Source organism: Enterobacter mori, assembly GCF_025244905.1.
Taxonomy (GTDB): domain Bacteria; phylum Pseudomonadota; class Gammaproteobacteria; order Enterobacterales; family Enterobacteriaceae; genus Enterobacter; species Enterobacter mori_A.
On the sequence record NZ_CP104285.1, the window covers coordinates 3644850 to 3664644 of the forward strand.

General features: G+C 56.7%; 21 protein-coding genes and 1 pseudogene. 5 read left to right on the plus strand and 17 right to left on the minus strand.

Annotation, left to right across the window (positions count from 1 at the left end; all coding sequences use genetic code 11):
* Positions 1 to 15: 15 nt before the first annotated feature.
* Entirely contained in the window at positions 16 to 1236 is a 1221-nt protein-coding gene (locus tag N2K86_RS17160; protein ID WP_260659403.1) for an MDR family MFS transporter, read from the plus strand.
* A 5-nt stretch (positions 1237 to 1241) separates the two neighbouring features.
* Here N2K86_RS17160 and N2K86_RS17165 read toward each other — a convergent pair whose 3' ends face one another.
* Positions 1242 to 1586, minus strand: coding sequence for a nitrous oxide-stimulated promoter family protein (locus N2K86_RS17165; RefSeq protein ID WP_260659404.1), 345 nt, complete (start codon positions 1584 to 1586; stop codon positions 1242 to 1244).
* Between the two features lie 175 nt (positions 1587 to 1761).
* Here N2K86_RS17165 and N2K86_RS17170 point away from each other — a divergent pair, with 175 nt between their 5' ends.
* Together N2K86_RS17170 and mutS are read left to right on the plus strand one after the other, a co-directional pair.
* Positions 1762 to 1992, plus strand: coding sequence for a type I toxin-antitoxin system SymE family toxin (locus N2K86_RS17170; RefSeq protein ID WP_260659405.1), 231 nt, complete (start codon positions 1762 to 1764; stop codon positions 1990 to 1992).
* Between the two features lie 113 nt (positions 1993 to 2105).
* Complete coding sequence (gene mutS / locus N2K86_RS17175; protein WP_260659406.1) at positions 2106 to 4667, plus strand: DNA mismatch repair protein MutS; 2562 nt, start codon at positions 2106 to 2108, stop codon at positions 4665 to 4667.
* A 141-nt stretch (positions 4668 to 4808) separates the two neighbouring features.
* On the opposite strand, the gene N2K86_RS17180 is transcribed toward mutS, so the two are convergent.
* From N2K86_RS17180 to N2K86_RS17190, 3 genes are read right to left on the minus strand one after another with little or no spacing between them, the layout of a single operon-like run.
* Positions 4809 to 5030, minus strand: a complete 222-nt coding sequence (locus N2K86_RS17180) for a non-oxidative hydroxyarylic acid decarboxylases subunit D (protein WP_003862116.1) — start codon at positions 5028 to 5030, stop codon at positions 4809 to 4811.
* Between the two features lie 10 nt (positions 5031 to 5040).
* On the minus strand, positions 5041 to 6468 hold the full coding sequence (locus N2K86_RS17185) for a non-oxidative hydroxyarylic acid decarboxylases subunit C (RefSeq protein ID WP_157189657.1): 1428 nt from the start codon (positions 6466 to 6468) through the stop codon (positions 5041 to 5043).
* Positions 6458 to 7060 (minus strand): non-oxidative hydroxyarylic acid decarboxylases subunit B, encoded by a 603-nt coding sequence (locus N2K86_RS17190; protein WP_260659407.1) that lies wholly within the window; start codon positions 7058 to 7060, stop codon positions 6458 to 6460. The genes N2K86_RS17185 and N2K86_RS17190 overlap by 11 nt, the downstream gene beginning before the upstream one ends.
* Positions 7061 to 7232: 172 nt before the next feature.
* Between N2K86_RS17190 and N2K86_RS17195 the strand changes: the two genes are divergently transcribed.
* On the plus strand, positions 7233 to 7640 hold the full coding sequence (locus N2K86_RS17195; RefSeq protein WP_260659408.1) for a MarR family winged helix-turn-helix transcriptional regulator: 408 nt from the start codon (positions 7233 to 7235) through the stop codon (positions 7638 to 7640).
* Here N2K86_RS17195 and N2K86_RS17200 read toward each other — a convergent pair.
* Positions 7637 to 8524, minus strand: coding sequence for a LysR family transcriptional regulator (locus N2K86_RS17200; protein WP_260659409.1), 888 nt, complete (start codon positions 8522 to 8524; stop codon positions 7637 to 7639). The two genes, N2K86_RS17195 and N2K86_RS17200, sit on opposite strands and share 4 nt — an antisense overlap.
* Before the next feature lie 109 nt (positions 8525 to 8633).
* Between N2K86_RS17200 and N2K86_RS17205 the strand changes: the two are divergent.
* Positions 8634 to 9833 (plus strand): annotated as a pseudogene (locus tag N2K86_RS17205) (MFS transporter); the annotation flags it as partial.
* A gap of 325 nt (positions 9834 to 10158) precedes the next feature.
* On the opposite strand, the gene rpoS reads toward N2K86_RS17205, so the two are convergent.
* From rpoS to cysD, 12 genes are all read right to left on the minus strand, one after another.
* On the minus strand, positions 10159 to 11151 hold the full coding sequence (rpoS, locus tag N2K86_RS17210) for an RNA polymerase sigma factor RpoS (protein ID WP_013098493.1): 993 nt from the start codon (positions 11149 to 11151) through the stop codon (positions 10159 to 10161).
* A gap of 59 nt (positions 11152 to 11210) precedes the next feature.
* Entirely contained in the window at positions 11211 to 12335 is a 1125-nt protein-coding gene (gene nlpD / locus N2K86_RS17215; protein ID WP_010434532.1) for a murein hydrolase activator NlpD, read from the minus strand.
* Positions 12336 to 12451: 116 nt separating this feature from the next.
* A complete protein-coding gene (locus N2K86_RS17220; RefSeq protein WP_010434533.1) occupies positions 12452 to 13078 on the minus strand; it encodes a protein-L-isoaspartate(D-aspartate) O-methyltransferase in 627 nt (208 codons plus the stop codon).
* Entirely contained in the window at positions 13072 to 13833 is a 762-nt protein-coding gene (gene surE, locus N2K86_RS17225) for a 5'/3'-nucleotidase SurE (protein WP_260659410.1), read from the minus strand. The genes N2K86_RS17220 and surE overlap by 7 nt, the downstream gene beginning before the upstream one ends.
* Positions 13814 to 14863, minus strand: coding sequence for a tRNA pseudouridine(13) synthase TruD (gene truD / locus N2K86_RS17230; protein WP_260659411.1), 1050 nt, complete (start codon positions 14861 to 14863; stop codon positions 13814 to 13816). Before truD ends, surE begins: the two co-directional genes overlap by 20 nt.
* Complete coding sequence (gene ispF, locus N2K86_RS17235) at positions 14860 to 15339, minus strand: 2-C-methyl-D-erythritol 2,4-cyclodiphosphate synthase (protein ID WP_008499607.1); 480 nt, start codon at positions 15337 to 15339, stop codon at positions 14860 to 14862. Before ispF ends, truD begins: the two co-directional genes overlap by 4 nt.
* On the minus strand, positions 15339 to 16049 hold the full coding sequence (ispD, locus tag N2K86_RS17240; RefSeq protein WP_260659412.1) for a 2-C-methyl-D-erythritol 4-phosphate cytidylyltransferase: 711 nt from the start codon (positions 16047 to 16049) through the stop codon (positions 15339 to 15341). The genes ispF and ispD overlap by 1 nt, the downstream gene beginning before the upstream one ends.
* Before the next feature lie 19 nt (positions 16050 to 16068).
* Positions 16069 to 16380 (minus strand): cell division protein FtsB, encoded by a 312-nt coding sequence (gene ftsB / locus N2K86_RS17245; RefSeq protein WP_003862095.1) that lies wholly within the window; start codon positions 16378 to 16380, stop codon positions 16069 to 16071.
* Positions 16381 to 16459: 79 nt separating this feature from the next.
* Positions 16460 to 16786, minus strand: a complete 327-nt coding sequence (locus N2K86_RS17250) for a DUF3561 family protein (RefSeq protein WP_260659413.1) — start codon at positions 16784 to 16786, stop codon at positions 16460 to 16462.
* A 58-nt stretch (positions 16787 to 16844) separates the two neighbouring features.
* A complete protein-coding gene (gene cysC, locus N2K86_RS17255; RefSeq protein WP_260659414.1) occupies positions 16845 to 17450 on the minus strand; it encodes an adenylyl-sulfate kinase in 606 nt (201 codons plus the stop codon).
* Positions 17450 to 18874, minus strand: a complete 1425-nt coding sequence (cysN, locus tag N2K86_RS17260) for a sulfate adenylyltransferase subunit CysN (protein ID WP_260659415.1) — start codon at positions 18872 to 18874, stop codon at positions 17450 to 17452. The genes cysC and cysN overlap by 1 nt, the downstream gene beginning before the upstream one ends.
* Before the next feature lie 9 nt (positions 18875 to 18883).
* Positions 18884 to 19792, minus strand: coding sequence for a sulfate adenylyltransferase subunit CysD (gene cysD / locus N2K86_RS17265; protein ID WP_045888083.1), 909 nt, complete (start codon positions 19790 to 19792; stop codon positions 18884 to 18886).
* Positions 19793 to 19795 lie beyond the last annotated feature (3 nt).

Below are 19795 nucleotides of genomic sequence, written 5' to 3' on the forward strand. Positions count from 1 at the left end.
GGGCGAATAAACAGTATGCCTCTGCGACCAGCCACCGCGCTCTGGCCTCCTGTCTTACTGGGAAGCCAGTTTGTCTTTAACATTGGCTTTTATGCCGTCGTTCCCTTCCTGGCCATATTTTTGCGCGATGACATGCTGCTCTCCGGCGGGCTTATCGGACTGATTTTGGGCCTGCGCACCTTCTCGCAGCAGGGGATGTTTATCGTCGGTGGTGCGCTCTCGGACCGGTTTGGCGCGAAAGTGATTATCCTCAGCGGCTGTATTGTTCGTGTATCAGGTTATCTGCTGCTGGCCTTCGGGGGATCCCTGTGGCCGATTATTCTGGGCGCGTGTCTGACGGGCGTTGGCGGGGCATTGTTTTCTCCCTCTATTGAGGCATTGCTGGCAAAAGCGGGCACCCGCAGCGAGGCGAAAGGCAAACGAAGCCGCGCCGAGTGGTTTGCGCTCTTTGCCGTCTGTGGAGAACTCGGCGCGGTACTGGGTCCGGTTGCTGGTGCCCTGCTCACCGGCCTCGGTTTTCGTCAGGTGGCACTGGCGGGGGCAGGCGTCTTTATCATTGCGTTAGTGGTGCTCTACTTTTGCCTGCCTGCTGCTGGCCATCGTTCACAGACGCTGAAAATACAGCCCTGGTGGACAACATTCCACCAGCCGCGTTTTGTCGCCTTTATCATTGCCTACAGCTCGTGGCTGTTAAGCTATAACCAGCTCTATCTGGCGCTGCCGGTGGAGATCCAGCGCTCTGGCGGCAACGAGAAAGATCTCGGTCCGCTTTTTATGCTGGCCTCTGTGCTGATCGTTGCATTACAGCTGCCGCTGGCGCGTTTTGCCCGACGCGTGGGCGCGGTAAGGATCCTGCCGCTGGGCTTCTTACTTCTCTCAGCCGCCTTTGCGAGCGTGGCGATATTTGCCCCGATGGCGCCGCCGGAAGGCTGGCTCCGCCTGCTTCCTTCAGTCTGTTTTGTAACGCTGTTGACGCTCGGACAGATGCTGCTGGTACCATCGGCTAAAGATCTGATCCCTCGGTTTGCGGAGGAATCCACGCTTGGCGCACACTACGGCGCACTCGCCACCGCCGGAGGCATTGCGGTACTGGCAGGAAACTTGTTGTTTGGCAGCCTGCTGGATCGCGCGCTGGTGCCCTCAACGCAGGCAATGTATCCCTGGCTACTGCTGGCCCTTTTCCCACTCTGCAGCGCGCTGGCCCTGACCGTGATTTGCCGCCCGCTGAGACACTGAAGCGATCATTTTTTCGGACGGTACTTCTCGGGCAGTTCCGGCACGGGATGCCGGTCGTCAATCAGATGACGAACGGTCAGTATGGGGTGACGCCAGAGCATTCGCGGGCCAGCCCAGCGCATAATCTGCTTCATCTCTTCGCGTTTTGCAGGCTGGTAGCAGTGTACCGGACACTGCTTGCAGGCAGGCTTTTCCTCACCGAAAACGCACTTATCAAGGCGCTTATCGGCATACGCATTGAGCGCCTGATAATGTCCTTCCTCCTGAGATGCCTGCGGGCACTGCTTTTCATACAACGCGATCATTTTCGCGATGGTCTTTTTTTCTCGTGAGATGCGTTTACCGGACATAACAGCTTACCGAATAATAAAGTGCATTAATAATACACCTTTATGCACTGGATTTCAGCGGTTGCATTTCGTTTTCTGAAGCCTGATTCCAGTTTTAGCCCTGCACCGGCCGATAATCACTGGTATTTTATACAGGCATCAGAAATAACCTCTATCCGCGTTGTCCGGAGACCCTATGCAAGAGCTCACAATCAGCAAACCCTACCGCCATTTAAAAGTGGGATATTTTAGAAAGCGCCATGAAGACCGCAACACCAAGATACCGAAGCGCTACAGCGTGCACGCGGCGCTGAGCTTAAAAGGTGACTGGCTTGAAAAGGCTGGGTTTACCACTCATTCCCGGGTTCGAGTGGGCGTAGAGCATGGAAAAATAGTCATTGAGTTAATGTCGGAAGAGGCCTCGTAAAGCGACGACATTTTTCTGCGCCGGACCTTTTTTTCATGCGACAATAGAAGGAACAAACGGCCAATGAGCCGATCAAAACGGTTTATTTTCAAAGAAATGGACATCATAACTCCATGAGCACACTCGACAATTTCGACGCACATACGCCGATGATGCAGCAGTATCTGAAGCTGAAAGCACAGCATCCGGAAATCCTGCTGTTTTACCGTATGGGTGATTTTTACGAGCTGTTTTATGACGATGCTAAGCGTGCATCGCAGCTGCTCGACATCTCGCTGACCAAACGTGGTGCATCGGCAGGCGAACCCATCCCTATGGCAGGTATCCCCCACCACGCGGTAGAAAACTACCTGGCGAAACTGGTGAATCAGGGTGAGTCCGTCGCCATCTGCGAACAGATCGGCGATCCGGCGACCTCAAAAGGCCCGGTGGAACGCAAAGTCGTGCGCATCGTCACGCCAGGCACCATCAGTGATGAAGCCCTGTTACAGGAGCGCCAGGATAACCTGCTGGCAGCGCTGTGGCAGGACGGTAAAGGCTTTGGCTACGCGACGCTGGATATCAGCTCCGGGCGTTTTCGCCTGAGTGAACCGGCTGACCGTGAGACGATGGCTGCCGAACTGCAGCGTACTAACCCGGCAGAGCTGCTCTACGCCGAAGATTTCGCCGAAATGGCGCTGATTGAAGGTCGTCGTGGCCTGCGTCGCCGCCCGCTGTGGGAATTCGAAATTGATACTGCGCGCCAGCAGCTCAACCTACAGTTTGGCACGCGCGACCTGATTGGCTTTGGCGTGGAAAACGCCCCGCGCGGACTGTGTGCGGCAGGTTGCCTGCTGCAATATGTAAAAGATACCCAACGTACTGCCCTGCCGCATATCCGCTCTATCACCATGGAGCGTCAGCAGGACAGCATCATCATGGACGCCGCCACGCGCCGTAACCTGGAGATAACTCAGAATCTGGCGGGTGGCGTCGAAAACACCCTGGCTTCCGTCCTCGACAGTACCGTTACGCCGATGGGCAGCCGCATGCTCAAGCGCTGGCTGCATATGCCGGTTCGCGATACCGATACGCTGGTTTGCCGTCAGCAGACGATTGCTGCCCTGCAGGATCGCTATACCGAACTGCAGCCTGTCCTGCGTCAGGTGGGCGATATGGAGCGTATTCTTGCCCGTCTGGCATTGCGCACCGCGCGCCCGCGCGATCTCGCCCGTATGCGTCATGCTTTCCAGCAACTGCCGGAACTGCGTGCTCAGTTGAGTGACGTTGACAGCGCGCCAGTTCAGAAACTCCGCGAAACCATGGGTGAATTTACCGAACTTCGCGAACTGCTGGAGCGCGCCATCATTGATGCGCCTCCGGTTCTGGTGCGCGATGGCGGCGTGATTGCCCCGGGCTACAACGAGGAGCTGGACGAATGGCGCGCGCTGGCAGACGGCGCAACGGACTACCTGGATAAGCTGGAGATCCGTGAACGTGAGCGTCTTGGGCTCGACACCCTGAAAGTAGGGTATAACGCGGTTCACGGTTACTACATTCAGATCAGCCGCGGGCAGAGTCACCTGGCACCGATTCACTATGTGCGCCGCCAGACGCTGAAAAACGCTGAGCGCTACATTATTCCCGAACTGAAAGAGTACGAGGACAAAGTTCTCACCTCGAAAGGAAAAGCGCTGGCGCTGGAAAAGCAGCTGTATGACGAGCTGTTCGACATGCTAATGCCGCACCTGGCCGACCTGCAGCTGAGCGCCAGCGCGCTGGCGGAGCTGGACGTGCTGGTGAATCTGGCAGAACGTGCTGAAACGCTGAACTATACCTGCCCGACCTTTACCGACAAGCCGGGCATTCGCATTACCGAAGGGCGTCATCCGGTGGTGGAGCGCGTGCTGAACGAACCGTTCATCGCTAACCCGCTCAGCCTGTCGCCGCAGAGACGAATGCTCATCATTACCGGACCGAACATGGGCGGTAAGAGTACCTATATGCGTCAGACGGCGCTGATTGCGCTGCTCGCGTATATCGGCAGCTACGTTCCGGCGCAAAACGTGGAGATTGGCCCTATCGACCGCATCTTCACCCGCGTCGGTGCTGCGGACGATCTGGCGAGCGGTCGCTCAACCTTCATGGTCGAGATGACCGAAACGGCTAACATTCTGCATAACGCGACTGAGCACAGCCTGGTGCTGATGGATGAAGTGGGACGCGGGACGTCTACCTATGATGGTTTGTCCCTGGCATGGGCCTGTGCGGAAAGCCTCGCGAATAAAATCAAGGCTATGACGCTGTTCGCCACCCACTATTTCGAGCTGACGCAACTGCCGGAGAAAATGGAAGGGGTGGCTAACGTCCATCTTGATGCGCTTGAGCACGGCGATACCATTGCGTTTATGCACACGGTGCAGGATGGCGCAGCAAGCAAGAGTTATGGTCTGGCCGTAGCGGCGCTGGCAGGCGTACCGAAAGAGGTGATCAAGCGGGCGCGTCAGAAACTGCGTGAACTGGAAAGCCTGTCGCCGAACGCAGCGGCTACACAGATAGATGGTACGCAGATGTCGCTGCTGGTGCCTGCGGAAGAGACGTCACCCGCCGTGGAAGCGCTGGAGAACCTCGACCCGGATTCGCTGACGCCGCGTCAGGCGCTGGAGTGGATTTATCGGTTGAAGAGTCTGGTTTAGTTCTCTGCGGTCTTTTGCCCGGTGGCGCTGCGCTTACCGGGCCTACGGGTCTTGTAGGCCAGGTAAGGCGAAGCCGTCACACGGCAAAACAGACCGCACGATGTTATCGCCCGGTAAGGCGAAGCTGACACCGGGCTTTTTTTATAACAGCGGCGGGATCGTCGGCACCTGCGGTGCCTCATCAATATCCTTCTGCGTCATACGGAACGCTTCCGGGTAGTGCTCGCGGCTGGTACGCCGCAGCGGTTCGGTATCGCGCCAGGTATACAAACAATGCTGGCACTGGTAAACGGTCCAGACCCCTTTCACCGGTGACGTCGCCATCACTTCAATATGTTCATCGGCACAACGTGGACAAATCATCTTTTCCTCCTTATTGGCGTGCTGCCAGCATCGCGGTCAATTTTTCAGCCCAGGCTTTAGTTTCAGGCAGATCCTGTACCGGCTGGCTGTAGTGGCCACGGGTGTCCGGTGCGACGGGCGTGGTGGCATCAATAATCAGCTTGTCGGTAATGCCCGCCGGGCTGGAGCCAGGGTCAAGTTCAAGCACCGACATGTTCGGCAGTTGTACCAGATCCCCAGCCGGGTTCACTTTCGACGACAGCGCCCACATCACCTGCGGGAGGTTGAACGGATCGACGTCTTCATCCACCACGATCACCATCTTCACGTAGCCCAGACCGTGCGGCGTGGTCATGGCGCGTAAACCAACCGCGCGAGCAAAACCACCGTAGCGTTTTTTGGTGGAGATAATCGCCAGCAGACCGTGGGTGTACATCGCGTTCACCGCCTGTACTTCCGGGAATTCTGCTTTTAGCTGCTGGTAAAGCGGTACGCAGGTGGCTGGCCCCATCAGATAATCAATCTCGGTCCACGGCATGCCGAGGTAGAGCGACTCAAAAATTGGTTTGGTGCGGTAAGAAACTTTGTCGATACGTACAACCGTCATGTTACGGCCACCGGAATAGTGCCCGGTAAACTCGCCGAACGGCCCTTCGATTTCACGCTTGCGGCCTTCAATGACCCCTTCAAGGATCACTTCAGAACCCCACGGCACATCGAAGCCAGTCAGCGGCGCAGTGGCAATCGGGTACGGGCTTTCACGCAGTGCGCCCGCCATTTCATACTCGGACTGATCGTATTTCAGCGGCGTCGCACCCATTAGCGTGATGATCGGATCGTTGCCGAGGGTAATCGCAATCGGCAGATCTTCACCGCGCTCTTCCGCTTTATGCAGATGCAGAGCGATATCGTGCATCGGAACCGGCTGCAGCCCGAGCTTACGCTTGCCCTTCACTTCCATGCGGTAGATGCCGACGTTCTGCTTGCCGAAGTGATCCGGGTCGAGCGGATCGCGCGAGACGACGCACGCTTTATCGAGGTAAAAGCCGCCGTCACCGTCGTTCAGGCGAAACAGCGGCAGAATGTCGAACAGGTTGATTTCTTCACCGTCCACCGTATTCTGCGCCCAGGCCGGGTTGGCGCGGCGCTCTGGCGTAACGGGAAATTTATCCCAGCGGCGAATAAACTCGTCGATCTGTTTTTTCACCGGGGTGTTCGCAGGCAACCCCATCGAAATGGCGTGGTTCTGCCAGGAGCCGATGGTGTTCATCACCACGCGGGCATCGGTAAAGCCACGAATGTTGTCGAACCACAGCGCGGGCGCGCCGTCGCCTATGCGGCCAGTCGCGTTGGCGGCCGCCGCCAGATCCGGCTCGGCGTTAACTTCTTCCTCAATTTTCAGCAGTTGCCCTTGCTCATCGAGCGCCTGCAGGAAGCTTCTCAGATCATCAAATGCCATCGTTATTCTCCTGTGAAAAATGTTTCGCCTCCCGCAAGCCGTTCCAGCGACGTGCCTTTTTATGCTCCAGGCCAAACTGGTCGAGCACGCGGGTCACGATATGCTGGGTGATGTCATCAGCGGTTTGCGGGTGGTTGTAATACGCTGGCATGGGCGGCACCATCGCCACGCCCATGCGGGAAAGTGCAAGCATGTTCTCAAGATGAATGGTGCTGAGCGGCGTTTCACGGGGGACCAGCACCAGCTTTCGCCCCTCTTTCAACACCACATCCGCCGCACGCCCCACCAGCCCCTCGGCGTAGCCCGCGCGGATCCCGGCCAGCGTTTTCATGCTGCAGGGAATGACGATCATGCCGTCGGTGCGAAACGAGCCGGAGGAGATGGTGGCGGCCTGGTCAGCCGGGCTGTGAACAACGTCAGCCAGTGCGGCAACGTCCTGCGCTGTGTAAGGCGTTTCCAGCTCAATAGTGGTTTTTGCCCACTTCGACATCACCAGATGGGTTTCCACTTCCGGCATTTCACGCAGAGCCTGCAGCAGCGCCACGCCCAGTGGAGCGCCCGTTGCCCCCGTCATACCTACTATTAATCTCATTCAGCACCTCAATTATTTTGTTCGTACACGAACATAATAATTAAACTACTCTCGGATCCAATTCATGACAAGATCGTTCGTACACGATCACACTAATTGCTAAAAATTGATGCGTTAAAATCCAGGACGTTAGCGGCTATCATAGAGAGTGATTTTTTTCGTCGGAGTGTTCATGGAACTAAGACAAGAAGCGTTCCACCTGTTGCGCCAGCTTTTTCAACAACATACTGCGCAATGGCAGCATGCTTTGCCTGAACTGACCAAGCCGCAATATGCGGTTCTGCGCTCAATTGCCGAACATCCGGGCATCGAACAGGTGGCATTGACCGAAGTGGCAGTCAGCACGAAAGCGACGCTGGCAGAGATGCTCAGCCGCATGGAGGCGCGTGGGCTGGTAAAACGCGAGCACGATCCCGCAGATAAGCGCCGCCGATTTGTCTTCCTGACGCCAGAAGGTGAAGCCCTGCTTGAAGGCTGTAAACCGGTCGGCAATGAGGTGGATGAGGCGTTTTTAGGACGCCTGAGCAAGGCCGAACGCGAGCAATTTTCTGCGCTTATCAAAAAGATGATGCACGACTAATTAACCCTTGCACGCATAAAATCGATAAACTTTCTGACTTTCGCGGGCACGTGTTGGGCATCGGGATAAACCGCATAGATGCCCTGCTGTGCAAAGGTGTAGCCCGGTAATACCGACGCCAGTTGCCCTGCATCCAGCGCATTTCGCACCAGCCATTCAGGCAGTAACGCCACGCCGCTTCCGGCACGTGCGAAAGCCATCAGCGCCTGAGCACTGTCAGCATACAGACGCGGGGCTTTCGTGATTTCAAACGAGACAAGCTCTCCGCTGCTCGCTTTCACCTGCCAGCGCAGCGGAGAGGGCAAACGCTCGTGAATGATCCAGTCGGCTTTCGCCAGCTGTTCAAGGGTCTCTACCGGATGGTTAGCCAGCCAGTCCGGCGCTGCCACCGGCAATATGGCGAAAGAGGTAATCATCGCGGCGTGGTAGCGTGAATCGGCAAGCGTTCCCAGCCGGATGGCGACGTCAAAGCGCTCAGAGATAAGGTCGGCATGCAAAGAGGACGAAACGTGGCGCACGCGAAGTTCCGGGTGCTGCTGACTAAATTCCGCCAGCAAAGGCACCACAACCTGCGAGCCGTACTCGGGCGTGGTGGTTATCCGCAATTCTCCGGAGAGTCCCGCATGATTCGCGCGGACATCATCCTGCAGTTGTTCTGCATCCTTCAGAAGCGCGACGCTTCGCTGATGAAAAAGCGCGCCCGCCTCGGTTAACGTCAGACGGCGGGTCGACCGCAGCAGCAGCGTAACGCCCAGCTCGTCTTCAAGCTGGCGAATGTTGAAACTCACCACGGCTTTTGTCAGCCCCATTGCCTCTGCCGCGGCGGTGAAGCTGCCCGCCTCCGCGACTGCGATAAACATCGCTGTACGCTGTAGAGTAAACATCGTTAACCTTTATCACTGTCAAAAATATTTTGACAGTATATCGCTGTTTGTCGCGTTTATTCGTAGCTTGCGGGCCGATACGATACGCTACCTCACCGGAGGATCCACCATGACGTATCGCAGCAAAGTCGCCGTTGTCTATCTGCTCGGCTTTTTCCTTGATTTGATTAATATGTTTATTGCCAGCGTCGCCTTTCCGGCCATGGCACGCGCATTCAACACGACTCCCTCAGCGCTTGCCTGGGTCAGTAACGGGTACATTGCCGGTCTGACGCTTGCAATTCCTTTCGGCAGCGCGCTAACGCGCCGCATCGGGCCAAAGCGCGTTATCCTCCTCTCGTTGGCTCTCTTTAGCGCGGCCTCCGCTGCTGCGGGACTCTCCTCCTCGCTGGAAAGCCTGATTGCCTGGCGAGCACTGCAAGGGATTGGCGGTGGATTGCTGATCCCGGTGGGACAGGCGCTGACCTGGCAACAGTTTAAGCCTCACGAACGCGCCAGACTCTCTTCGGCGGTGATGCTGGTCGCGTTGCTTGCCCCTGCCTGCTCCCCGGCGGTGGGTGGCGTACTGGTTCAGGCGTTAAGCTGGCGCTGGATCTTTTTTGCTACGTTGCCCGTCGCCATCGTCACCTTTGTTTTAGCCTGCATATGGCTTAACGCTGAAATGCCGCCGAAGAAAACAGCCAGGCTGTTAAACCTCTCCTTGCTGACCGACCCACTTTTACGTTTTTCCATGCTTGTCTACGTGTGCGTGCCCGGCATCTTTATCGGGGTAAACGTAACGGGCATGTATTATCTTCAGAGCGAAGCAAGCATGACGCCCGCCGCAACGGGCATGCTTATGCTGCCATGGTCCGCGGCATCGTTTATGGCCATTATGGTAACAGGACGCTATTTTAACCGCGTCGGGCCCCGGCCTCTGGTTGTTATCGGGTGCCTTTTGCAGGCGACGGGCATTCTGCTTTTACTGAACGTCAGTTCGGCAACGCCAGCGCTGTTATCTGTCGCGGCTTTTGTGTTGATGGGGGCCGGAGGCAGTCTTTGCAGCAGCACGGCGCAGAGCAGCGCGTTTCTGACGACAGCCCGGGACGATATGCCTGACGCCAGCGCCCTGTGGAATCTAAATCGTCAGCTAAGCTTTTTTGCGGGAACCCTGCTACTGGCGCAGGTGCTGAGCATTGCGCAGGTTTATCTTGCGCCGCTCGTCGCCTGGCACGGGATGTTTATTTTTGCCGCAGGCATCACTTTACTGCCTGTATTGTACGTTTCTCGTCTTAACACGATGCAGGTGCTCACCCGCTTTCGACCGGATTTTCTGATGATACCGCCGGGCGGCGCACATCTAGACCATCACGCCCTTGCCCATTTTCTCGACACCCAGCGTGGAATCCGACCCGGCCTGAAAATCGTCATTGATGAACTCACCACGATAGAAGCCTGGGATAACGGTGCTGTACTTCACTATCGCGAGACACAAACCCGCCCCGATATGCCGGTAAACATACGCTGGTCGACGGCGGTGCTGAATCAGGAAGGCGACAGAATTACGTGGCGTCTGCTGCACGAGACGGCGACGCAGTCGTAACACAAAAGAAAAAGGCCCGTCTCACGACGGGCCTTTTTTGACGAAAGGATGCTTATTCGCGGAACAGCGCTTCGATATTCAGACCTTGCCCCTGCAGGATTTCACGCAGGCGACGCAGACCTTCAACCTGAATCTGACGAACACGTTCACGGGTCAGGCCAATTTCGCGGCCGACGTCTTCCAGTGTCGCAGCTTCATACCCCAGTAAACCGAAACGACGTGCCAGCACTTCACGCTGTTTGGCGTTCAGTTCGAACAGCCATTTGACGATGCTCTGTTTCATGTCATCGTCCTGCGTGGTGTCTTCCGGGCCGTTATCTTTTTCATCGGCCAGGATGTCCAGCAGCGCTTTTTCGGAGTCGCCACCCAGCGGGGTGTCAACCGAGGTAATGCGCTCGTTGAGACGCAGCATACGGCTTACGTCATCAACCGGTTTATCAAGCTGTTCGGCAATCTCTTCCGCGCTTGGTTCGTGGTCCAGTTTATGGGACAACTCGCGCGCGGTACGCAGATAGACGTTCAACTCTTTGACGATGTGGATCGGCAGTCGAATCGTACGGGTTTGGTTCATAATAGCCCGTTCGATGGTCTGGCGAATCCACCAGGTCGCGTAGGTTGAGAAGCGGAACCCGCGTTCCGGGTCAAATTTCTCAACTGCGCGGATGAGACCTAAGTTGCCCTCTTCAATCAGGTCCAGCAGAGCCAGACCACGATTGCCGTAACGGCGGGCAATTTTCACGACCAGTCGCAGGTTACTTTCAATCATGCGACGGCGCGAGGCAACATCACCACGCAAAGCACGACGTGCGAAATAGACTTCTTCTTCGGCCGTTAACAGTGGGGAGTAACCAATCTCCCCAAGGTAAAGCTGAGTCGCGTCCAGTACACGCTGTGTGGCGCCCTGCGATAACAGCTCTTCTTCAGCCAAATCGTTATCACTGGGTTCCTCTTCTACTAAGGCTTTTTCGTCAAAAGCCTCTGCTCCGTTCTCATCAAATTCCGCATCTTCATTTAAATCATGAACTTTCAGCGTATTCTGACTCATAAGGTGGCTCCTACCCGTGATCCCTGAACGAGACACCCTGGCTGGCATGCCCCGTCAAATTATCGCTGCGGCAGATACTGCAGCGGGTTTACGGATTTCCCCTTGTAACGAATTTCAAAATGCAAGCGTGTAGAACTGGTTCCGGTGCTACCCATGGTAGCGATTTTTTGCCCCGCCTTAACTTCTTGTTGTTCCCGGACCAGCATTGTGTCGTTATGGGCGTAGGCACTCAGGTAATCATCGTTGTGTTTGATGATAATAAGATTACCGTAACCGCGCAGAGCGTTACCGGCATAAACAACGCGTCCGTCTGAGGTCGCGATGATAGCCTGTCCCTTACTCCCTGCGATATCGATCCCTTTATTTCCTCCCTCGGAGGAAGAGAAGTTTTCGATAACCTTGCCGTCAGTCGGCCAGCGCCATGCAGAGATAGGCGAACTGGTGGAGGTACTGCTGGCAGTCGGTTCAGTAGAGCTAACCACAGGTGCCGTAACCGGTGCCGTGACAGCTGTCGCAGTACCTTTATTATTCGGCAACATTTTGTTAGCACTCTGATCACCTGAATCCTCAGAATACGTAATTACAGGTTGTGAAGCAACCACCGTGGTGGATTTTTGTGCAGGCATAACGCTGTTATTTTGCGCGGTCACATCCGCCGCAGAAACAGTGTTCCCCGGCGTGAGTGGCGTACCCGTCGCGTTGCCCACCTGGAGCGTTTGGCCGACTTCCAGTCCATACGGGGCCTGCACGTTATTGCGTTGTGCCAGGTCACGGAAATCGTTCCCGGTGATCCAGGCAATATAGAACAGCGTATCGCCGCGCTTCACGGTGTAGGTGCTGCCGCCGGTATAGCTCCCTTTCGGAATGTTCCCATACTTGCGGTTGTATACTATGCGGCCATTTTCCGTCTGAACAGGTTGTTCAACTGGCTGAATCTGTGTTGGCTGCGTGGTTGGACGCTGAACCGGCTGGATCTGCGGAGTTTGCTGCGCCGTAGAGGTGCCCATTTTAGGCGGAGGAGTGATCAACATTCCGCTGGACGTGTTACCCGAGCCGCTGTTCCCGCCGACGGAGCTTACAGGCGCAGGTGCGTTATTCGAACTTGTACAGCCTGCCAGCCAGAGCGAAACCAGTGATAATGCCGCAACACGGCTGATGGTGAATTTTGGGCTTCCCGCGCTCATTTATCCCCCAGGAATGTGTTAACTACCAGTGACTTAATAATAACCGTGATGGCACGAACCTTTTGCGCCACACAATACGCTGAATTTGCCTTAATAACCCTGGATAAATCCGAGTCTCAGGCCAGCTCTCCCTTAACCAGGGGCACAAAGCGTACGGCTTCTACGGTATCGATAATAAACTCGCCGCCACGCCGACGAACACGCTTCAGGAGCTGGTGTTCATCACCCACGGGCAAGACGAGAATGCCGCCTTCATCCAGCTGCGACAAGAGTGCTGCCGGGATCTCCAGCGGTGCGGCCGTGACGATAATGGCATCAAACGGGGCGCGAGCCTGCCAACCCTGCCATCCATCACCGTGACGTGTTGAAACATTATGTAAATCAAGTTGTTTCAGGCGACGGCGCGCCTGCCACTGTAAACCTTTGATGCGTTCGACGGAACAAACATGGCGAACAAGATGCGCGAGGATCGCGGTTTGATACCCCGATCCGGTGCCAATCTCCAGCACGCGGGACTCCGGCGTTAACTCCAGCAGTTCCGTCATGCGCGCCACCATGTAGGGCTGAGAAATGGTCTGGCCTTGCCCAATAGGCAGCGCCACGTTTTCCCACGCTTTGTGCTCAAACGCCTCGTCTACAAACTTCTCGCGCGGAACCTGGGCAAGCGCATCCAGCACATGCTCGTTGGTGATCCCCTGAGCGCGAAGTTGTTCCAGAAGAGTTTGTACACGTTTGCTTACCATTGCACGTTCACCCCGACCCGATCTAACCAGTCCGACACCACATCATGCGCGCTATACGCGGTTAAATCTACGTGCAGTGGCGTAACGGAAACATACCCTTCATCTACTGCAGCGAAGTCCGTATCTGGACCGGCATCGCATTTTTCGCCCGGAGGCCCAATCCAGTAGAGGGTATTGCCGCGCGGATCCTGCTGCGGAATAACCTGGTCAGCTGGATGACGGCTGCCACAGCGCGTCACACGGATCCCCTTGATCTCATTGAGCGGGAGGTCAGGCACATTGATATTCAGGATACGGCCCGTACGCAGGGGTTCGCGCCCCAGCGCGCGGAGAATCGAACAGGTGACCGACGCCGCCGTGTCGTAATGCGTGTGGCCGTTTAACGAGACCGCCAGCGCCGGGAACCCCAGATGGCGCCCTTCCATTGCGGCCGCCACGGTACCGGAGTAGATCACGTCATCGCCGAGATTGGGTCCGGCATTGATACCCGACACCACAATGTCCGGGCGCGGGCGCATCAACGCATTCACACCGAGGAACACGCAGTCGGTCGGCGTGCCCATCTGTACAGCGATATCGCCATTATCAAAGGTAAAGGTGCGAAGCGACGACTCGAGCGTCAGTGAGTTAGACGCTCCACTGCGGTTACGATCGGGAGCCACAACCTGCACATCCGCAAATTCGCGAAGGTGTTTCGCCAGAGTCTGTATACCTGGCGCGTGGATCCCGTCATCGTTACTCAGCAATATTCGCATAATCACCCGAGGTGTTGATAAGTTCCCTGACAACACTGGTGGCAAAGCTACCTGCAGGTAGCCAGAAGCGTAACTCAACGGTCACGTCATCCCACCAGTTCCAGCTTAACTGCTGCGGGTAGAGCAGCATCGCGCGGCGTGCTGCTTCGACTTTTTCCCGCACCAGCAGTGATTGTAATTCTGGCGCGTCCGCGACGGCTGACTGCTCAGCAGCCAGCGCATCGCCCTGCGTGCCCCAGTCGCCCGTTCCGGGCATCGCGGCAGTAATCATCAGCGCTTTGGCGTCCACACGAGACTGGACATCGGCCATTTCATCGGCCGTTGCCACAAACCAGCTTCCGCGTCCCGCTAATTGTAGCGCATCGCCGACAACAACTTGATTAGCGTCCGATTTTTTCAGACGTTCGCTCACAATCTGATTAAACAACGCACTGCGGGCCGCAGACAACCAAAAACTGCGTTTATTCCTGTCGCGCACCGGTGCATCACTCTGCGCCCAGCGCAGTGCGCCCTGCAGGTTGCTGCCACCGATTCCAAAACGCTGTGCGCCAAAGTAGTTCGGTACGCCGCGTTCATTGATCGCGTTTAGACGCTTTTCAACGTCTTCGCGGTCAGTCACTTCACGCAGCACCAGGGTAAAGGCGTTGCCTTTCAACGCGCCCAGACGCAGTTTGCGCTTGTGACGGGCGTACTCCAGCACTTTACAGCCTTCAAGCTCAAACTGGCTTAAATCCGGCATCGTATTGCCCGGGACGCGCGCGCAGATCCACTGTTCAGTGACCGCATGTTTATCTTTCTGTCCGGCAAAGCTCACTTCACGAGCATGAATTTTCAGGAATTTTGCCAGCGCGTCGGCCACAAACCGTGTGTTGCAGCCGTTTTTCAGAATGCGCACCAGAATGTGCTCGCCTTCGCCATCCGGCTCAAAGCCCAGATCCTCCACCACGAGGAAATCTTCCGGGCTGGCTTTCAGCACCCCGTTCCCCTGCGGTTTACCGTGCAGGTATGTCAGGTTGTCAAAGTCTGTCATTTGCTCGCCTTAACCAGCAGCGCCACGGCTTCACAGGCAATGCCTTCGCCACGGCCCGTGAAGCCCAGCTTCTCGGTGGTGGTCGCTTTGACGTTGACGTCATCCATATGGCAGCCCAGATCTTCCGCGATAAACACGCGCATCTGCGGAATGTGCGGCAGCATTTTCGGTGCCTGAGCGATGATTGTCACATCCACGTTACCCAGGGTGTAGCCTTTAGCCTGAATGCGGCGCCACGCTTCGCGCAGCAGTTCACGGCTGTCTGCCCCTTTAAATGCCGGGTCGGTGTCCGGGAACAGCTTGCCGATATCCCCCAGCGCGGCGGCCCCCAGCAGCGCGTCGGTCAGCGCATGCAGCGCCACGTCGCCATCAGAATGCGCCAGCAGTCCTTTCTCGTAAGGAATACGCACGCCGCCAATGATAATTGGGCCTTCTCCGCCAAAGGCGTGTACATCAAAACCGTGTCCAATTCGCATTATGCCTTCTCCTGATGGGTCGAACGGGTAAGATAAAATTCCGCGAGCTGTAAATCTTCCGGGCGCGTCACTTTTATATTATCAGCGCGCCCTTCAATAAGCTCAGGGTGAAAACCGCAATACTCCAGCGCCGAGGCTTCGTCCGTGATGGTCGCACCTTCTTTAAGCGCACGCGTTAAGCAGTCATGGAGCAGTTCGCGGGGGAAAAATTGTGGCGTCAGCGCGTGCCATAAATCAACGCGCTCAACGGTGTGGGCGATAGCCTGTTTGCCCGGCTCGCCGCGTTTCATGGTATCACGCACAGGGGCAGCCAGAATCCCGCCAACCTTGCTTGTTTCGCTCAGGGCCAGCAGGCGAGCAAGATCGTCCTGATGCAGACACGGACGCGCCGCGTCATGTACCAGTACCCACGAGGCGTTTCCGGCAGCCTGAATGCCCGCCAGCACGGAATTGGCGCGCTCGGCGCCACCGTCAACGACGGTAATCTGTGGGTGATTTGCCAGCGGGAGCTGCGCGAAGCGCGCATCGCCAGAGCTGATGGCGATGACCACGTGCGTCACCCTCGGGTGCGCCAGCAGCGCCGCCACGGCGTGCTCAAGGATCGTTTTATCGCCAATTGAAAGGTACTGCTTGGGACATTCTGTCTGCATGCGCCGGCCAAAACCTGCGGCCGGCACCACGGCACAGATGTCCGAAAAAGTTGCTGCCATGTCGTAATCCTGGGCCTGATTATCGATTGTTTTGTGCTGAGCCCTGATTGCGTTTAGACGCATCCGGAACCAGACGATAAAACGTTTCGCCCGGCTTAGTCATACTGAGTTCATTGCGTGCGCGTTCCTCAATCGCTTCTTGGCCGCCATTGAGGTCATCAATTTCAGCAAAGAGTTGATCGTTTCGCGCCTTGAGTTTGGCGTTAGTTGCCTGCTGAGCCGCGACGTCATCGCTTACCCGGCTATAGTCGTGCAGTCCGTTCTTACCGAACCACAGCGAATATTGCAGCCAGACCAGCAAAGCCAGCAACAGCAGCGTTAGTTTACCCATCCTGCCCCCTGAAAAAACGGCATCATCATCCCATAACTTTCCGTTCGACTCTACTCCGGGGTTTTAATTATGTCGCAAGTTAGCCCATCAGCCATAAAAACAGCAGGCCAAACATCACCACAACGGTCACAATCGTGATAACCGTACTATACAGAAGTCGGCCATTGAAGAGGGAATGCAGCGCAATACCCACCACGACCGCCACGGGCATCAGCGCCAGGAAGAAAGGCCAGGTATAGAGGAAGAAGAACAGCGTGTTACCGCCGTAAATGAGAAACGGGATGCCCAGCGCCAGTAACCACGAGATAAAGCCGACAATGGCCCCGGGGAAGGACCAGGTCGTCTCGTCGTAGGTCGTTAACGGCTCCGACCCGGTGGTGATAATGTAGTTTTCACTGTTGCGCATAGCTGATCCTGTGACCGTGACTCATCGTTCGGGAAGACAGCTCCCGAACGATACCGTCTCAGGATCTGATAATATCGTCCCGTCTGAGGAGGTCTAATAATTGGCTTACTAAATTTGTTACCAATTGTTGACCTTCCAGGTGAATATCAGGGGATTCAGGCGCTTCGTAGACCGCGTCAATTCCGGTGAAGTTACGCAGTTCTCCGGCACGCGCTTTCTTGTACAGCCCTTTCGGATCGCGCGCTTCGCAAATCTCCAGCGGCGTATCGACAAAAACCTCGATAAAGCGATCCTGACCCACGCGTTCGCGCACCGTCTGACGCTCGGCACGGTGAGGCGAAATAAACGCGGTCAGCACCACCAGCCCGGCGTCAGCCATCAGGCTGGCGACTTCGCCCACCCGGCGGATGTTCTCTTTGCGGTCATCGTCGCTAAACCCCAAATCGCTGCACAGGCCGTGACGCACATTGTCACCATCCAGCAGGTACGTGCTTACGCCCTGCTGATGTAACGCCTCTTCCAGCGCGCCCGCCACTGTCGATTTACCCGAGCCGGACAGCCCGGTAAACCACAGCACAACCCCACGGTGGCCGTGGAGCTGTTCGCGCTGGGCGACGGTGACCGGATGAGGATGCCAGACGACGTTCTCATCATGGGCAGCCATTACTTGCCTCCCAGCAGATCGCGTGCGCCCCAGTGCGGGAAGTGCTTGCGCACCAGCGCGTTCAGTTCCAGCTCGAAGGCGCTGAATTCAGACGCCACGGCAGCGTGCTCTTTAGGCTCGCGCACCATACCGGCCCCGACGGTAACGTTGGTCAGCCTGTCGATAAAGATAAGCCCTCCCGTGACCGGGTTCTGCTGATACGGATCCAGCACCAGCGGTTCGTCGAAGGTCAGATCGACCAGACCGATGCCGTTCAGCGGCAGCTCGGTGACGTCACGCTGGGTCAGGTTGTTGATATCCACCTGGAACTGAATACCGTCCACGCGGGCGCGGGTTTTCTTTCCGGCAATTTTGATGTCGTAGCTCTGGCCAGCGGTCAGCGGCTGTTCGGCCATCCACACGACATCTACGGACGCGCCCTGCACTGCCGCCAGCGTTTCGTGGGCATCCACCAGCAGGTCACCCCGGCTGATATCAATTTCGTCTTTCAGCACCAGCGTTACGGCTTCACCGGCGCCCGCTTCCTGCAGGTCACCGTCGAAGGTGACGATGCGGGCGATGGTGGATTCCACGCCGGATGGCAGCACCTTAACGCGCTGGCCGACCTTCACGAAGCCTGACGCGAGGGTGCCGGAGAAGCCGCGGAAATCGAGGTTAGGACGGTTCACGTACTGTACCGGGAAGCGCATCGGCTGGGTGTCGACCACGCGCTGAATTTCAACGGTTTCCAGCACTTCCAGCAGCGTAGGACCGCTATACCAAGGCATGTTCGCGCTCTGGGAGGCGACGTTATCCCCTTCCAGCGCCGAAAGCGGCACAAAACGAATATCCAGGTTGCCCGGCAGCTGTTCGGCAAAGGTCAGGTAGCTCTGGCGGATCTCCTCGAACTTCTCTTCGCTGAAGTTCACCAGATCCATCTTGTTGACCGCCACCACCAGGTGTTTGATCCCCAGCAGCGTCGAGATAAAGCTGTGACGACGGGTCTGATCCAGCACGCCTTTACGCGCGTCCATCAGCAGGATCGCCAGGTCGCAGGTAGACGCCCCGGTCGCCATGTTACGGGTGTACTGCTCGTGCCCCGGGGTGTCTGCAATAATAAATTTGCGCTTCTCGGTAGAGAAGTAACGGTAGGCCACATCGATGGTAATGCCCTGCTCGCGCTCCGCCTGCAGGCCGTCCACCAGCAGGGCCAGGTCGAGTTTTTCGCCCTGGGTGCCGTGACGCTTGCTGTCGTTATGCAGGGAAGAGAGCTGATCTTCGTAGATCTGGCGCGTATCGTGCAGCAGGCGGCCAATCAGGGTACTTTTCCCATCATCCACGCTGCCGCAGGTCAGAAAACGCAGCAGGCTTTTATGTTGTTGCGCGTGCAGATACGCTTCCACGCCGCCTTCGTTAGCAATTTGTTGAGCAATAGTGGTATTCATGGCGGCTCCTTAGAAATAACCCTGACGTTTCTTCAGCTCCATGGAGCCTGCCTGGTCGCGGTCAATCACGCGCCCCTGTCGCTCGCTGGTGGTGGAGACCAGCATCTCTTCGATGATCTCCGGCAGCGTCTGCGCGTTGGATTCCACCGCGCCGGTCAGCGGCCAGCAGCCGAGGGTACGGAAACGCACCATCTGTTGTTTGATTACCTCACCCGGCTGCAGGTCGATGCGATCGTCGTCGATCATCATCAGCATGCCGTCGCGCTCCAGCACCGGGCGCTCAGCGGCCAGATACAGCGGAACGATTTCGATGTTTTCCAGGTAGATGTACTGCCAGATATCCAGCTCGGTCCAGTTAGAGAGCGGGAAGACGCGAATGCTTTCGCCTTTGTTGATCTGACCGTTGTAGTTGTGCCACAGCTCAGGGCGCTGGTTTTTTGGGTCCCAGCGGTGGAAGCGGTCGCGGAAGGAGTAGATACGCTCTTTGGCGCGGGATTTCTCCTCGTCACGGCGCGCGCCGCCGAAGGCCGCGTCAAAACCGTATTTATTCAGCGCCTGCTTCAGCCCTTCGGTTTTCATGATGTCAGTATGTTTGGCGCTACCGTGCACGAACGGGTTAATGCCCATCGCCACCCCTTCCGGGTTTTTATGCACCAGCAGCTCGCAGCCGTAGGCCTTCGCGGTACGGTCGCGGAACTCGTACATTTCGCGGAATTTCCAGCCGGTATCCACGTGCAGCAGCGGGAACGGCAGCGTACCCGGATAAAACGCTTTACGCGCCAGATGCAGCATGACGCTGGAATCTTTACCGATGGAGTACATCATCACCGGGTTAGAAAACTCGGCGGCCACTTCGCGGATAATATGGATACTCTCCGCTTCAAGCTGCCGCAGGTGTGTAAGACGTTTTTGGTCCATAAC